The sequence below is a fragment of the Raoultibacter massiliensis genome (assembly GCF_900199545.1).
In the GTDB taxonomy this organism is placed as follows: Bacteria; Actinomycetota; Coriobacteriia; order Coriobacteriales; family Eggerthellaceae; genus Raoultibacter; species Raoultibacter massiliensis.
Genome location: NZ_LT962671.1, coordinates 586846 through 602496, shown reverse-complemented (window position 1 = coordinate 602496; position 15651 = coordinate 586846). Strand labels below are relative to the sequence as shown.

Genomic DNA, 15651 nt, shown 5'->3' with positions numbered 1-15651 from the left:
TGGTTTGCTCTAGGGGTATAACCCCAAGGATTACCAGCCAGCGCCTAAAGACGCTGGCCTTCACTTGTGTTCAGGCCGTATAGCTTTTGACTCGCAACAAGCCACTTAAAGTGGCAGCTTGCCTTGTCCTTTGATGAACGGGTCTTCGTATTCTTTAACGCTTAACTTGTCGAGTGCAATGTCGTGCTTTTCTTGTTCGCGAATGTATTTTGCAATAGCGGCCTCATTAAGACCTACCGTGCTTACGTAGTAACCTTCGGCCCAAAACTTCCTGTTACCGAACTTGTACTTGAGATTGGCATGCTTGTCGAAAATCATCAGGGAACTCTTTCCCTTCAGATACCCCATAAAACTAGAGACGCTTATCTTCGGCGGAATGCTCACTAGCATGTGAACATGATCAGGCATGAGGTGCCCTTCTAGTATCTCAACGCCTTTGTATCCGCATAGTGTGCGGAGTATGCTCCCAATGCTAGTCCTCAATTGATTGTAGATAATTTTGCGCCTATACTTCGGAGTGAAGACGATGTGATACTTACACATCCACTTCGTGTGCGACAGGCTATGCGACTGTTGCGCCAAATTAATCACCTTCCTAATTCGCTGGACGACCTGAACAATCGCCATTGTATAGGAAGGTGATTTTGTATAACATCTGTCGCGCACCCGCATAGCGGGTGGTTGATATCGTCCGCGCTTTGCGCGGCCGACGGGCTAAAGCCCTAATGCAAAAAAGAACCCCCGATCTGCGGGGGTTCTTCTAATTTTTGGTAGTCCCGACCGGATTCGAACCGGCGACCTCCGCCTTGAGAGGGCGGCGTCCTGAACCGCTAGACGACGGGACCATAGGCGCATCGTGGTAGTTTATAGCGACGAACCATTCTCGTCAAGAACCTTTTTCGAGGTTCTTTCTCTACGCATCTGCCACACTGCAAACAAATGGCTGGGGTGGAAGGAGTCGAACCCTCACATACGGTACCAGAAACCGCTGTCCTGCCATTAGACGACACCCCAGTAGCACATGCGATCGAGCGGGAAACACAAGTTTCCGACTGCAAACGCGAGTGAATATATTACGGTTACAAACACGCTTCGTCAAGCCCGTTTCTTGAAATCGCAGGCTTATTTTCCAGAAACGCCCTCCCGCGATTTCTCCACGCGAAGCCCCTCGCCCGCCCGAACGGAACCCTTCTTCGGGATGAAGCCGGCAACCGCCATCAGGCAGGCACCGAGCACCCGTTTCGATTTCCCAGCAGCAGAAAATCTCATCAGTTCGGTATCCCCAGCACCCCCACCATGAACGGCACCCATGCGGCGAGCAAGGTGATCAGGCAGAGCACCGGCACGATGCCCGCCTTGAACGCATCGCCGAACGTATAGACGTTATCGCGATACGACAGGGCCAAACCTGGATTGATGGGAAGCAGAAGGTTGCCGGACAGGATAGCCGCAAGCAGAATCGCCGGTATCGCAGGAGAATACCCGGCCTGCATGCAGTACGTCATCAGAGGCGGAATGAGGATGGTGGCGAAGGCGGGACCCACCGGCACAAACGAATGGGTAAAATACACCGCAGCCACGATGAGCCAGAACGTGAAGAACATACCCAACTCCATGACCCCGCTGTTCAGGAACAGGTTCGCCAGGAATGCGACGCCGCCCGTAGACCCGACGATGCCGCCAAGCGAGATGACGGCCCCGATCATGACGACGATCGTCCACGGAACCTCGCGCTGGAACTCGTCGAACGTGAGCAACCTGATGCCGGGCGCGCACATGAGCGCAAGAGCCACGACGGAAACCGTCGTCACGTTCAGCGCAGGCACCCAGGAGCCGATTATCCACAGCACCGGCACGCCCAAGAGGAAAACGAGCGTTTTCTTCTCTTCGAGCGTCAGCGACCCGAGTTCGGATGCCTTCGCCGTCAGCACGCGCAGACTCTCCTCGTCGATAGGCTCCGGCTTGAATATCTTGGTGAGGACGACCCAGATGATCGGGATCATGACGATGGCGACGGGAGCAGCCGCAAGGACCCAGGACAGAAACGGAATCGTCTGCCCCGTCGCCTGCTCTACCAAACCGATCGCAAGCACATTGATGGACGCACCCGCAGGCGTTGCCATTCCTCCCATGAAGATGGCGAAGGCGCTGCCGAGATACAGGCACTTCGCAAGGTTCGACTTGCCCTTGACGTGCCCCGCGTTTTCCAGCACCGTATCGGCGAACCCGAGAAACAGCACCAACGTGGCCGAGTCGTTCATGACGGCAGAAAGCAGGCCGCCTGCAACCATGAACGCCAGCACGAGCTTACGGGAGTCTCTGCCGGCGATCCGCACGAGAAACCCCGTCAGGCGAATGGCGAGATCTGATTTCATGACGATAGCCGTCAACGAGAAGACGGCCATGGCGAAAATTACGGTGGTCGTGCCGAATCCGGAAAAGACCGTATTGATTTCCGCGATGCCGAGCAGTGGCGCAAGGACCAGCGCGAGAAGGCCCGTCACGCCCATGGGCAGCGTCTCGCACACCCACATCGCAACGGCCGCGAACAGAATCGAAAGGCCGACGATCCCCTCATGGGTGAGTCCCTCGACAGGAGGCAGAAACCACCCGATGAGCAAAATGACAAGCGCAAGAGGGATGCCGACATACTTTTTGTTTATGCTACCGCAAACCATAATTCCCCCTATCCCCTGGACCTTCCAGCCAAGCCGGCCGGAAGGTCCGTAAGCGATTGTTTGCCCAAAGCTACATGGCGATGCCCATGAGGCCTGCGGCGAACGGCGTCCAGGCGCTCAGAAGCACCACGAAAATGATCGCCGGGACGATGCCGGTCTTGAACAGCTCGCTTGCCGTCCAGCAGTTATCGCGGTAGGCAAGCGCCATTCCCGGATTGAAGGGAAGGAGGAAATTGCCCGAAAGCAGGATTGCGAGCATCATGCCCGGCACGGCAGGCGACATTCCAACCGATACGCAAAACGCCATCAGCGGAGGCACGAGCAGCGTGATGAACGCAGGCCCGATCGGAACGAGCGTGTGGAACGCGTACACGGCGAGCATGATGAGCAGCAGCGAGAAGAATCCGCCGAGCTCCGTGACCCCCGTCGACAGGAACATGTTTGCAAGGTAGGCAACGCCGCCGGTTGCATTGACGATCCCGCCGAGGCACAGCACCGCGCCGATCATGATGACGATCGTCCACGGAACCTCGCGCTGGAACTCTTCGAACGTGAGCAGCTTGACGCCGGGAAGAAACATTGCGGCAAGACCGAGCACGGTAACCGTGGTCACGTTGAGGGCGGGAATCCACGAGCCGGCAATCCAGAGGACGGGCATGCCGATAAGGAAGAAGAGCGTCTTCTTCTCTTCGGGAGCCAAAGGCCCCAGTTCCCTTGCGCGCTTCTGCAGCTCTTCGAGATCCTTCTGCTCGATCGGCTCGGGCTTGAGGATCTTGATAACGGCAAACCACGTGATCGGAACCATGAGCAGGCACACGGGCAGGCAGGCCACCATCCAGTCAACGAAGCTGATCGTCTGCCCCATCGTTTGCTCGAGCATGCCGATGACGAGCACGTTGATGGAGGATCCCGCGGGGGTCGCACCGCCTCCGATGAACGCGCAAAGCGCGATGCCGATGTAGAACGCCTTCGCCAACCGCGATTTCCCGATCTCGTGGCCCGCGTTGTTGAGAACGATCATGGATAGGCCGATGACGAGCACCAGAACCGCCGAGTCGTTCATAACCGTCGACAGCAGCCAGGATACGCACATGAACGCAAGCACGAGCTTGTTCGAGTTCGCTCCCGACCATTTCGTCATCGCAGCGGTCAATCGAATCGCGAGATTCGACTTCATGACGATAGCCGTGAGACCGAATACCGCGATGGCGAAGATGACGGTGGTCGTGCCGAATCCGGAAAAGACCGTGTTGATTTCCGCGATGCCGACGATCGGCGCCACGACGAGCGCCAGAAGGCCCGCAACGCCCATGGGTATCGATTCGCATATCCATAGGGCGACGGTTGCAAGCAGGATGGCAAGGCCCAAAATCCCCTCGTGGGTCAGATCGCCCGTTCCTGGCAGGAACAGCCCGCCGACTACCAAAATCGCCGCAATCACCAAACCGGCGATCTGTTTTATTGAAGATGTGTTTGACATATGTTCCCCTAACATTTTGCGTTGAAGAATCCGAGCTGAGCCGCCTTGCGTTGAGGCGGCTCAGCTTTTCGCGCTACTCGGCAGCCGCAAACACGTCGATCGGACCGATGTTGCAATCCTCGTCCGTCGCATCCGCTTTCACCATACGCGTCATATACCCCTCGGCCTCGACGTACACGTTGTAGAGCGCGGCATCGACCTGATGGAACCAGAAGTCGCCGAACTCATCGGTCTCCGCCTGCAGGATCTCGGTCGTTTCAGGGTTCTCGAGCGTGATTTGCGCGCCGGCAACCACCTCGTCGGATTCCAGATCGACCACGATGCCCGCCACGAAGCGCTTCGGCAGATTCAGATAGTATACGTGGGGCTTGTCGGCGTCTGCGCGCTCGGGAGCGATAAACTCGGCGGCTTCGAGCTCGCCGGCGAAATCTTCCCCGTCGCCGAAACGAATTGCCCCATGCGGGCAGGCATCGACGCATCGGGGCACCGACCAGCCATCGTCGAGCAGATGCGCGCATCCCGTGCATTTCTGCGGCACCGCAAGCTCCTCGTTCCAGAAAATCGCTCCATACGGACACGCCTCCACAAGCTCGCGCTTCCCTTTGGCCTTTTCGGGATCGACGATCACCAGGCCGTCATCGCGGCGATACACGGCCTCGGGCGCCGCTTTCATGCACGGGGCGTCGCCGCAGTGCTGGCACAGCCTCACAACATAGGACACCTTTACTTTCGGAACGCTGCCGCGCACCTTCTCGTCGACGTTGAGCCAGAAGTGGCCGGTATCGGGCTGGGGCAGCGCAATGGGAGACCAGTCGTTGTCGCAGTGCTCGTCTTTGCAGGCGATCTGGCAGTTCCGGCAACCGTTGCACTTCGCCGGATCGATTACAAATATTTTGCCCATGCTAGTTTCCTTCCACGATGTATTCGTCCACCACAACACCGGATGCCGGGTCGTAGGCACGCCCGAACGCCTCGGGATACTGCTCCGCAAGCTGGAACACGTCGACCTTCTCGATGTTGACGAGAAACCCGCTCGTCACTTCGCCATGCGCGTTCTTCGATGTGGTCGCCGACGGCGCAATGAGGTTGTTGGCGCCGCCGCGGTCGAGGCCGCCCACCCCTGATACGATGGTGTCGACGCGGGCGCCATGATCCTGGTAGATCGCGCCGGGAATGATGCGCTCGGACACGATGACGCCGCCGAGCACGCCGCCGCGCTCGTTGTATATCTTCGCCACATCGCCGGTCTTGAGGCCGAGTTTGCCGGCATCGACGGGATTCACCCACACGGGCTCGTAGGCGTAGCCGTCCGGCCCGACCACCTTGCATGTCTGGATCTCGCGCAGCCACGTGATGTCATCGCAGTTTGCATGGACGCGCCAACGCGGATGGTTCGAAACGATGAGGAACGGGTATTCGATCGCGCGCTTCGAATCGATGCGCTCCTCGTGGCCGTCGCCCTCTTCGATCCATCGCGGAATGGGGCCGCGGATCTCGTCGTCGGGAAAGATGTCGGCGAGGGCCGTCGAGTAGTATTCGAGCTTCCCCGAAGGCGTTGTGAGCGGATGGTTCTCGGGATCCTCGTAGAATTGGCTGAGGCCCACAGGCAGATCCTCCCATTTTTCCTTCGTCGGGAACGGGTAATACTGCTTCTCCTTGAACTCCTCGAAGGAGAGCTTCTCGGAAGCGCCGGTATTCTCGAATCCGGCCTTGATGAAATCGCCGACGGTTTTGCCGCCGTCCATCATGCGAGCGTGCAGATCCTCGTAGATGCCGCCGAACTGCTCGAGTTTCTTGGCAACCTCTTCGACAGCCTCGAGATCGGATTTCGATTCGCCCAAAGATTCGATGGCCTGCTGCTCGTAGTAGACCACGCTCCACATGCCGTTGTCGGAGTCGGTGCCGATGTCCTCCTCTTCGAACTTCGTGTTGATGGGAAGCAGGATGTCGGCGAACAGGCAGTCGTTTTCCATCCAAGGATGCTGGATGAGCAGAAACTCGATGGACTCGTGGCGCAGCGCTTCCTGCATCTCGTTGCCGCCGTTCCAGCAGGTTTCCCAGCAAGGAGCGTCCGACCAGATCATATGGATGCGCTCTTTGCCCTCAAGCGGGAAGGTGAGCGGCCCGACGAACTGGTCTTCGCGAGGCAGTCCTGCGGCGATGTGCCCGTACCACTGAACGGGCGGGTTGGTGATGGCCTCGGGGATCATCGTCTTGGGGATGATGCTGGGGCGCACCGAATACTGCCGACCGCGAAACGCGGGACCGCAGTTCGGTATCTCGACCGACGGCGGCATAGGCGTCACGCTTTCCATGCCGAAAAGCGACCATTCGATGAACTTGAACTGGTTGGCGCCGGGCTTTCCGAGAGATTGCATNAAAGCGCACCTGCGAGGCGGGCGGGTTCGGGGGCGAACGCCGAACGGATGACCGCCCCGCCGTTGCAGTGGGCGATGGAAACGGCGTGCTTCGCCCAGTAGCGGGCAAGCGCCTTGATGGTGTAGGACGGCACGCCGCACTTCTTCTCGGCCCACTTCGGCGTCTTCGGAATGCCGTCTTCGCCGCCCATCACGTAGTAGGCGAAATTGTCGAATCCGATGGAGTGGGTATCGAGGTAATCGCGGTCGAACGTGCCTTCCGAGAGCCATACGTAGGCGATGGCAAGCTGCAGCGCAGCGTCGGTGTTGGGAAGCACGGGGATCCACTTGTCGGCGTGCACCGCGTTCGTGTAGTTCACGTCGGGCGAGATGTGGATCTGCTTCACGCCGATTTCAGTGAACCAGAAGCACAGACGGCTTGCCATCATGCCGCCCCAACCCCACGGAGTGGTCTCCGGATCGGCACCCCAGAACAGCACCGCATCGCCGTTCTCGGAGATGTCCTTGATCACGTTGTTCTGCATGTTCTGCTGACCGAGCGGATCCATGCCCCAGATGTGCTTGGCGCCCCAATACCAGCCTTCCCAGCTGTCGGGCTGACGCGCCTGCAGCGTGTAGTCCCCGATCAGACCGAGCATGCGCGTCTGGCACCCATGGGTTCCGTGAACGAACTTCGTTTCACCATGGCCGTCGCCCTGGACGAGGATCGAAAGCGGGCCGTATTCGTCGTGAATCCTCTTGATTTCCTCGGCGATGATCTGAGCGGCTTCGTCCCATGATACGCGAACGTATTTGCTCTTGCCGCGGTTTTGGGGATTGCGCTCGCCACGAGGATCCCAATCCACGCGCTTCATTGGATAGGGAATGCGGTTTCTCGAATACACGCGCTTTTTGTATCCGTAGGACAGGGGCCCGGAAACCACTTTGTATCCCGGCTCGAACGTGTGGCCGCGCGCCTCGATCTTCCATGCGTTGAAATGATCGTCGTCGTACTTCTCGTCGAAATGGAAGGGGCGGATGCGAAGTATCCTGCCCTCGTCCTCGTCGACGTCGACGCTGCACACGTTCGCACCGATGGCAGAGGCGCAAAAACCCATGCCCTTTACGATTGTTTTACCAGTTGCACTTCCCATAATGTTCCCTCTCGTCTTCTTACCACTTCATGAAGTTGAATGCATCGAGGTCAGGCATGGCATCCTTATCTTGGATATTGCTTTCGCTCGGTGCCGCCGGCTTTGTCGGCGGCTTCGGCGGAGCGGGCTTCTTCGCACCGGGGCCCTTGAGAGCTTCCAGCTGCTTTTCCGCTGCGATATCCTTTTTCTTCTCCTCGTTGCTCACGACATCCTCCTCACTTTGCAGTTTGCGTTTTGCGCTACGGCTTCGGAACCCGAGGCACCGACGGCGGCTTCGGCGCGCCGGGCGCTTTGGGGGCTCCAGGGGCACCGGGAACAGGCGGCGCGCCCGCGCGGCCCATGGCGGCGGCGGGCACCTTCAAAAGCGGTTTCCCGCACGAGGTGCACGTTTCGCTCCCCGGCGGATTCGTCGCCCCGCACGAAGAGCACACCGACTCTCCCCCCTCATCGACGCTTGGTGGCCTAAAACACATACGTCCTCCTTTCGTCATCGACGCCTGCATGCCTTCGCAAAGCAAGGCGTATGACTGCGCAGTATGAAAACGAAATGGGAAAGGCGCATCATGCCAGTTTGACCTTTAACGCTCGAAGGCATAATCACCGCATGATGAATCGCCTGATCAGATAGCTCGAATATTTCTTTCGATACGCCCGTTTTCCAGCATGGAACAGGCACGGGAACCTCGGCGATGCAATCGATTTCAACCGCATCATCACCCCAAGATGATGCCCAACATCGAGGTGTTCCGATAGAATGAGAGCATGATTTGCAGCACCATTGGCTTCCCGTTCAGAAGTGAAAGGCAACCATGATACGTTTTCTTGATCGGTCCCCGGAAAAAAGAAGCGGCTGCAAACCCAAGGCGCCGTTCAGCGCGGCCTCGCTTCTGGCCATGCTCGGCTTCTCATGCTACATATTCTGGGAACTTCTGGGGATCTTCGGCGCCCTTCCGTTCGCAGCGCCTTACTTTCCAGGCGACTCGCTCTGGCTCATGAGGGTATGCGGGTTCTTCGTTCTCGCCGCAAGTTTCCTGGTTGCAACGAAGGCGTACCGCCGTCTCGAGAACCGCCCGATCCTCGTCCTCGGCATCGGCGCAGCGTCAGCGCTGGTCGTTTTACTGCTTTCGTCTCTGTTTCCCCTGTTGGCCGCTCCACCGGTATGGGTTGGTATAATCGCCTGGAGCGCGCACGGCCTGAGCCTTTCCTTCCTCATGTTCGCATGGGCTCTCTATTTCAGCGCATGCTTCGACTCATGGACGGCCATCGTTGTGGCCGTCGGATACGTGATCGGTTTCTCGATGTTCTTCCTGTACTCGCTCACGATACCGTTCGACAACACGGCGTCTTCGCTGTTTCTCGGCTTCGCAAGCGCCGCCACCACCATCGGCATGCTGGCGTTCCTGCTTTTCGCCAGCAAAATGCCTTTGCACATGCTCGAGAGAAGGCAGGAAGACGCATCCGGCGCCGATGCAGAGAAAAAAGAGGGATCCGATGCGCCCGCCCGCATCACCCTCAAAACCGTTTCGCGCGTTGTTTACGCAACAACATGCGGAGTCAACTTCGGGTTCGCCATCATCCTGCTCCAATCGATTGGAACGATGTCGGTAAGCTACGGAGCGATCGGCGGAATGATAGGCTGCACCATCGCGCTCATCGCCCTTTCCGCAGGAGCGTTGAGCAGGGGGGCCGACATTCGCCGCATCGGGTTCGTGCCCATAGCAGCTCCCCTGCTGTTCCTCCCCCTCGGCGGAATCATAAGCTACATACTCTGTAGCATCCCCATCATCGCCACGTCCATTTTCACGGCAACCGTCAGCTGGTACAACACCGCACGTCGATCGTCGTCGAAGCACCGTGGGCCGATCGAGGTCTTTTCGAAGGAGAAGATGCCGGGGTGGTTCGGGCTTTTCATCGGAGCCATCGTATGCGAAATCGCCGTCACCGCAAGCTCCGACGTTTTCACGGTTATCGTTGCAGCGCTCGTAGCCTTGGTGTGCGTGGCGTTCGCCTTCCTCGAGCTATGCACGTACAACAGCACCGACGATCAGCACGCATCCGCCAAGGAGGGAAAAGAGCAGATCGAATTCCGCAGCAGGCGATTCCGCGATCGCTGCGATTCCATATCGCAATCGTACGGGCTGACGCCGCGCGAAGCCGAAGTGCTCGTCTTGCTCGCAAAGGGATACCATGCCGATTCCATATCGGCAGAGCTGAGCATTGCGAGGCCCACGACGAGAACGCACATCCAGCACATTTACCAGAAGCTCACGATCAATTCGCAACAGGAGCTGATCCACATCGTGGACACACGGGAATGATGCCGGGAGGCGAATCGGGAAGCAGGGTGATATCCCCAAGTTCTAACTTAAGCTCCCGAAGAAGCAAATCCCCATCCTTGTCTTCGACAACGTTGCTCGACAACGCGACGACGGCACCCAGGCGACGACTGCAAAAAGCGACGGCATCATATCAGACGATGCAAAAACACCCGATATAATGCCGCGTTCGCTATGCAACCGATTCTGCCAGCTTTGCCCGACCCTCCCCCCGATCGGAAACCGCACGATAGATCCTGAGCGTCGCGTACGAGCCGAACAGCACGGTATACACGGCAATGCTGATTTGAGCCGTCACTCCTTGCAGCAGCGCAGAAGGCAACAATATGCTTACGAGATGCACGTAAATCAGCCCGAAGAACACGTACGCCCACTTCTGCAGCTTCTTCCATGCACTTGCATCCATGCGACGCTTCACACCTTTGACCGACGTTACGCCCAGCACCAGAAGAAGCGCGAGCAATGCCATAGCTGTCGCGAAGAACAGGGCGAACCTTCCATCAAGCGCGCCGATATCCGCCAAACGGGGAGCGAACGACAGCAGATACATAGCCATATGGCCAACCGCAAGAAGACAGGCAAGGATGGACAGTTCGGCACGAACGGGACGCAAAGAAAGCCCCGCCCTCGAATCCTTGCGAAACACGCCAACGAACATGACGACGGTAAAAAGAGCAAGCGAAAGCGTGCATTTTTGCATCAGCAGGAACAGCCCACGTCGCACAAGCTCCGGGTACGGAACGAACGCGTGGGCAACGTACATGATGTTAAGGAGCACCGCGAGCGCATAAAAGACCATCGGGTATTTCATCAGCGGCTTTCTTAAAAGCAAGACAGCCACGGTCGCGCAAACGAGAACGATGATGAAGTTCATCTGATCTTTCCTTTCAAATGTGCGGGCCTTCTTGAAAAAGGGACCCTCTGTTTTCCAGAAGGCCCCTTGCCCATCAAAAGCTCCCTCAATCTATTTCAGATAATAGACCGACGGATTCGTCCCCTGCTCTGCAAGCAACTGCATGCTATCGCGATCGACGATAAGCTTTGAGACCTCGGATTCGGGGTCGTCCAAATCCCCGAAATACCGAGCATATCCCACACATGCCTGCACACACATCGGTTGCTCATCCTGCTTGACGAGGTTTGCGCACATCGTGCACTTCTCGACCGTGTTGGCAATATGGGCGGGTGCATCGACGTACCCCACCGCAAAGTCGAGCGCGTAGGCAGGCTCGCCGTCGTTGTAGACGCGCACGTTATACGGGCATGCTTCTATGCATGATTTGCATCCGATGCAGGTTTCCGGATCTTGCATGACGATGCCCGTTTCTTCGTCCTTGTATGTCGCACCCGTGGGGCACACCGCCACGCATGACGGCTCCGCACAATGCTGGCAGGCAACCGGACGATGCTGAAGCGTACAGTTCGGGTACTCACCCGAAGCCGTATCGATGGTTTCACCGCCGTCGGTGTACACGACGTTCCACCAGTTGCCAGACGGCAGGTTGTTGGCAAGCTTGCACGAGGTAGCGCATGTTTGGCAGCCCATGCACTTCTTCAAATCAATGACCATTCCGTATTGCATGATAACCCCCTACTGGACCTTTTCCATCTCGCACAAGCAGTCGAACCAGTTATCCTGCTCGAAGCGAGGCCACGAAGCGCAGGAAGACAGATCGGAGTAATGACCGTCGATAAAGTTGACCTCTTCCCAACCGTGATCGATTACAAGGACGCCCTGGCGGCAACCCGCGTTAATGACGGCTTTGAGTACCACGAACCCACGATCGTTGTAAAGCCGCACGGTATCGCCCTCTTTGATGCCGCGGGCTTCCGCATCCGCCGGACTCATCTTCACATAGGGCTCGGGATCGAGTTCGAGGATCATCGGGGAATTATTGAACATGGTGTGGGTCTTGAACTTGCTTCGCTCGCTGATGAACGTGAGCGGATACCGTTCGAACAATTCGTTTTCGTACCATGCCTCAAGAGGAGGCTCCCAGAACCAGCATGATTCCTTGATCATGTCCCATTCCTGCCCGACGTTCGCCATAGGCTGTATGCCCTCGTGATAGAATTCGAAACGACCCGATGCGGTAAGGGGCATCGCATTGAGCCCCACCACAACGGGCTCTTCCGGGTACGACCAGATCGCATGCTCTTCCTTGAGCCTCTCCCATGTGACGCCCGCAGCTGCTGCCACCTCGTTTGTAACACACGATTCAAGGAAGCCCTCGACGCTTTGCGTAAACTTATCTTCAAAGCCCATCGCCTTGCCCAGCAAAGTGATGATCTCGAAATCCCCCTTCGATTCGAACATCGGATCAACCACTTTCTCCGACAACTTGATGAAGGGGTTTGCGCTCGTTCCGATATCATCGCGCTCAAAGAGGAATGAAACGGGAAGCACGATGTCGGCGTACGTAGCCGTTTCGGACATGAACATATCCGAAACCACGACAAGTTCCATGGCACCCAAAGAAGAAATCCACTTGAGCCGGTCCGGCTCGTTTCCGATCGGGTTGCAGATGTATATATAGGCAGCCTTAGGAGCTCCCACGATATCGCCCAGAACCCCTTCCTCCATGAGCTGATGCAGATGAGGGGCATGGACCGTCGGCCCCGGAACCACATCAACGAGATCGGCCGTAGCCGTACTCGCATACCCTTGAACACTGGGAGCGCTGAAGTCGCTGCACGCAATGCCTGCTCCGTGTTTGGCTTCCTGACCGGTGATGTCGGCAAGCGCAAACATGCCGTCGTATGCGGTTTGCCCGTTTGCATAGTGATCGGGGCCAAATCCCGTGAAGATCATCGACAACCCCGATGTGTAGATGCGCGCCAATTCCTCAATCGTCTCGAGAGGTATGTCGGTATACCTCGAAATGGTTTCGAGGTCCCACTCGTTCAAACGGTCCAGCAGTATCTGGTATGCAGGCTTCACCGCAACGCCTTCAACCTCAAAACCGCCTTCGATTTCGGGGTCTTTTGCAGCATCGAACGCAACAGCTTTCCCATCCTCATACACGAGCACGCGATCGTCCGGGCTTCCCGCCTCAGCCTTGCCGATGTCGCTCAAACGCAAATACAGCCCGTCTTGATCCTTTACCAAAAACGGTGCAACCGTCATAGTTTGAAGATGGGTTTTGTCGACCTTGCCGTCACGGATGGCTATGAGCGCCATGCCGGCAGCCAGCAGCCCATCGGTTCCAGGGCGAATCGAGACGAACATATCGGCTTTTGCCGCAGAAGTGGTGAAAATAGGATCGATTACGATTACCTTCGCACCGTTTTCTTTTGCTTCTGATACGAAATGATAATCGACGATCATGGACTCGGAGGGATTCGTCCCCCAGATAAAGAGGTTCTCCGTGTTCACAATGTCACGATGCTCGTTATGCCCCGGGAGCAGTGCGCTCAACCCACCATGGTTCATCTGAGTGTACATTCCCGTGTTGTCGTAACAGGGCGCAATGGTCATGGCGCCCATAAGCGCTTGGAGCCGACCCGTGTAAGATATCGTAGCCATACCGCTTCCCGACCCGCTCATGAAGGCAACGGCAGACGGGCCGAATTCGGATTGCAGCTCTTTCCACTTCGATGTGATTTCCTCGATAGCCTCGTCCCACGAGATGCGCTCCCATTCGCCAGCCCCACGCTCGGTTCCATCCACGCGGCGCATAGGATATTGGACGCGTGTCGGCGAATACATGCGCTCGATGTTCGCATAGCCCTTCAAGCATGTTTCCTGATAGGGGCTCAACGACCCATCGGGACACTTCAAATTGGCTTTGGTAATGTTGCAGATCTTCCCGTCGCGCACATGAACATAAAACGGGCAACCCCATCCCGAACAATTGCCCATGCAGCTTTGGAAATACGTTTCCTCAGCAACCCCAATGGTGCCACCCTCTTCGACGGGATCGTTCCCTTCCCCGTTTGAACTGCAGCCCGCAAGCGCCCCGAAGGCAGCCACACCGGCTGTGGTGAACGCGGTGGTCTTCAGGAAGGCTCGTCTTGTAAGCGCAGATGGCTTGTTTCCAGCCATGATTCCTCCTCATTTCGTTGCCCGAGACATGAGGCCATAACGCCCTCGCTTTCAATAGGCCTTTTACCTCCCGAAAGCGCTTTCGGCATCACGTCTTATTCTGGAATCAGCTGATTTCTCCCACTACATGTTATACAGGATTGTCGTGCGACATTCAAGATTGTTGTGCGACAATTTTGAATTGTCATTATTCTACTTTTAGACTAGTGCGCTGTACCCACATCATTTACGAGCGTGCTCATCCCCTGGTGAAGGGGCAAAACCTTCCGTATACGAGCTCGGAACCACCACGGCGCCAGCGTTCTCATGGATACCTTCGTGGATCAGGTGCATCTTCCTCAGCTCAAGCGCAACCTCGTCGTCGCGGTACTGATCGGCCACCTCGGAAAGAATGTCCGAAACGTCCTTTTCGGCCTCCATGAGCATGATTCTCGAGTTCCGGCGACGCTCGGATTGGGCCTCGAGAGAGAGAACATCCTGCAAGGCGCTCGGCACGATGATATCGCGTACCTCAACCGCAACGACCGTCACTCCCCAGTCGGACACCTTCTCCTCGATCGCAACGCGCAGCTCGTGATCAAGCTGGTTGCGCCTCACGACGACCTCGGATATGGGAGCACGCCCTATCGCATCGCGCAAGGCGGTCTGGGCAGCCAGCGCAACGGCGAAATAGCAGTCCTCGACCTCGGTACAGGCGCGCTCGGGGTTCCATATCATCCACGAAAGCACGGCATCCACGTCAAGCGGAACCAGATCGGACGTCAGCGTTTCCTCCGCTCCGAACGGCGTGATCATCATGCGCTGATCGACGCGCAACGAACAGTACTCGATCAGCGGAATCGTAAAGAACAGACCCGGGCCCGCAACGCGGGAGAATTTCCCCAGGCGCAGCACTACCATGCGCTCCCAGTCGAGCGCTACGTGAACCGACGAAAGCGCCGCCAGACCCAGCAGAGTGGAAACTGCGATCGCTGCGATGTTCACCTCGGAAAAAGCCAGATAGAACAGCCAGATAACAAGACAGAACACTGCAACGGCAATCGCTATCTGCAACGCAAGCGCCCCGTTACGCGTCGCCTTCTTGCTCGGGTCGGAACGGTACGCTTCAGCCGCAACGCCGAATTCCATTTCGATGCGGCGGGCGGTATCCCGCTTGCGCGATTCATCGACGGGAGAGCTCTTACTTGCCTTGTTTCTTTTCATGTTCCCTCTTCAACTTCCTGATCGCCTTGCTGATCTGTTTCGGAATATCGTCGTAGGCCATGCCTTTCTCAAGGCAATTACTCACAAAATCCTCCACCATGGCATCCACATCGGGCGCATCCGATATGTCGTCGGGCTCGCTCACGAACGCGCCTCGCCCCTGCGTCGTCACGATGTACCCGTCGCGTTCGAGCGCAACGTAGGCCTTGCTGACCGTGTTGTAGCTGATGTAGAGCTCCGCTGCGAACTTGCGTACCGTAGGCAGCTGATCCCCCGGCTTGTAATACCCGGTATTAATCAGATACACCAACCTGTCACGCAAGCGAACCCACAGCGGCAAATCGCTGCTTTCGTCTATCTCGAATGTCGGTATCGGTTTTGCTGTCATGCTACCTCGT

At 57.2% G+C, this 15651-nt stretch carries 15 protein-coding genes and 2 tRNA genes; 1 reads left to right on the top strand and 16 read right to left on the bottom strand.

The window, feature by feature from the left end:
- Positions 1-105 precede the first annotated feature (105 nt).
- The 11 genes from tnpA to C1719_RS15555 all read right to left on the bottom strand — a co-directional run bounded on the left by tnpA (position 106) and on the right by C1719_RS15555 (position 8142).
- On the bottom strand, positions 106-627 hold the full coding sequence (gene tnpA / locus C1719_RS06700; protein ID WP_180963402.1) for an IS200/IS605 family transposase: 522 nt from the start codon (positions 625-627) through the stop codon (positions 106-108).
- A 141-nt stretch (positions 628-768) separates the two neighbouring features.
- Positions 769-845 (bottom strand) — tRNA-Glu (locus C1719_RS06695).
- Between the two features lie 95 nt (positions 846-940).
- A tRNA-Gln gene (locus C1719_RS06690) sits at positions 941-1014 on the bottom strand.
- Between the two features lie 108 nt (positions 1015-1122).
- Positions 1123-1269 carry a hypothetical protein gene (locus C1719_RS15695; RefSeq protein ID WP_180963510.1) on the bottom strand — a complete coding sequence of 49 codons (147 nt, stop codon included), beginning with the start codon at positions 1267-1269 and terminating at the stop codon, positions 1123-1125.
- Positions 1269-2678 (bottom strand): SLC13 family permease, encoded by a 1410-nt coding sequence (locus tag C1719_RS06685; RefSeq protein WP_102374398.1) that lies wholly within the window; start codon positions 2676-2678, stop codon positions 1269-1271. The genes C1719_RS15695 and C1719_RS06685 overlap by 1 nt, the downstream gene beginning before the upstream one ends.
- 70 nt (positions 2679-2748) lie before the next feature.
- Positions 2749-4158, bottom strand: coding sequence for an SLC13 family permease (locus tag C1719_RS06680; RefSeq protein WP_180963509.1), 1410 nt, complete (start codon positions 4156-4158; stop codon positions 2749-2751).
- A 73-nt stretch (positions 4159-4231) separates the two neighbouring features.
- The gene (locus tag C1719_RS06675; protein WP_102374396.1) at positions 4232-5059 is read right to left on the bottom strand and encodes a 4Fe-4S dicluster domain-containing protein; all 828 of its coding nucleotides are present in this window, start codon (positions 5057-5059) and stop codon (positions 4232-4234) included.
- A gap of 1 nt (position 5060) precedes the next feature.
- Complete coding sequence (locus C1719_RS16060) at positions 5061-6536, bottom strand: molybdopterin dinucleotide binding domain-containing protein (protein WP_245874404.1); 1476 nt, start codon at positions 6534-6536, stop codon at positions 5061-5063.
- The gene (locus C1719_RS16055; RefSeq protein ID WP_425439825.1) at positions 6461-7633 is read right to left on the bottom strand and encodes a molybdopterin-dependent oxidoreductase; all 1173 of its coding nucleotides are present in this window, start codon (positions 7631-7633) and stop codon (positions 6461-6463) included. Before C1719_RS16055 ends, C1719_RS16060 begins: the two co-directional genes overlap by 76 nt.
- Before the next feature lie 55 nt (positions 7634-7688).
- Positions 7689-7874 (bottom strand): hypothetical protein, encoded by a 186-nt coding sequence (locus C1719_RS06665; RefSeq protein WP_102374395.1) that lies wholly within the window; start codon positions 7872-7874, stop codon positions 7689-7691.
- Positions 7875-7908: 34 nt separating this feature from the next.
- Positions 7909-8142, bottom strand: coding sequence for a zinc-ribbon domain-containing protein (locus C1719_RS15555; protein WP_180963508.1), 234 nt, complete (start codon positions 8140-8142; stop codon positions 7909-7911).
- Between the two features lie 336 nt (positions 8143-8478).
- Here C1719_RS15555 and C1719_RS06655 point away from each other — a divergent pair, with 336 nt between their 5' ends.
- The gene (locus tag C1719_RS06655; RefSeq protein ID WP_102374393.1) at positions 8479-9987 is read left to right on the top strand and encodes a helix-turn-helix transcriptional regulator; all 1509 of its coding nucleotides are present in this window, start codon (positions 8479-8481) and stop codon (positions 9985-9987) included.
- A gap of 190 nt (positions 9988-10177) precedes the next feature.
- Here C1719_RS06655 and C1719_RS06650 read toward each other — a convergent pair whose 3' ends face one another.
- The 5 genes from C1719_RS06650 to C1719_RS06630 all read right to left on the bottom strand — a co-directional run bounded on the left by C1719_RS06650 (position 10178) and on the right by C1719_RS06630 (position 15641).
- Complete coding sequence (locus C1719_RS06650) at positions 10178-10879, bottom strand: ferric reductase-like transmembrane domain-containing protein (protein ID WP_102374392.1); 702 nt, start codon at positions 10877-10879, stop codon at positions 10178-10180.
- 90 nt (positions 10880-10969) lie between these two features.
- A complete protein-coding gene (locus tag C1719_RS06645) occupies positions 10970-11587 on the bottom strand; it encodes a 4Fe-4S dicluster domain-containing protein (RefSeq protein WP_102374391.1) in 618 nt (205 codons plus the stop codon).
- 9 nt (positions 11588-11596) lie between these two features.
- Positions 11597-14050, bottom strand: coding sequence for a molybdopterin-containing oxidoreductase family protein (locus C1719_RS06640; RefSeq protein WP_102374390.1), 2454 nt, complete (start codon positions 14048-14050; stop codon positions 11597-11599).
- Between the two features lie 222 nt (positions 14051-14272).
- Entirely contained in the window at positions 14273-15253 is a 981-nt protein-coding gene (locus C1719_RS06635; protein WP_245874400.1) for a slipin family protein, read from the bottom strand.
- Complete coding sequence (locus C1719_RS06630; RefSeq protein ID WP_102374389.1) at positions 15231-15641, bottom strand: GntR family transcriptional regulator; 411 nt, start codon at positions 15639-15641, stop codon at positions 15231-15233. Before C1719_RS06630 ends, C1719_RS06635 begins: the two co-directional genes overlap by 23 nt.
- Positions 15642-15651 lie beyond the last annotated feature (10 nt).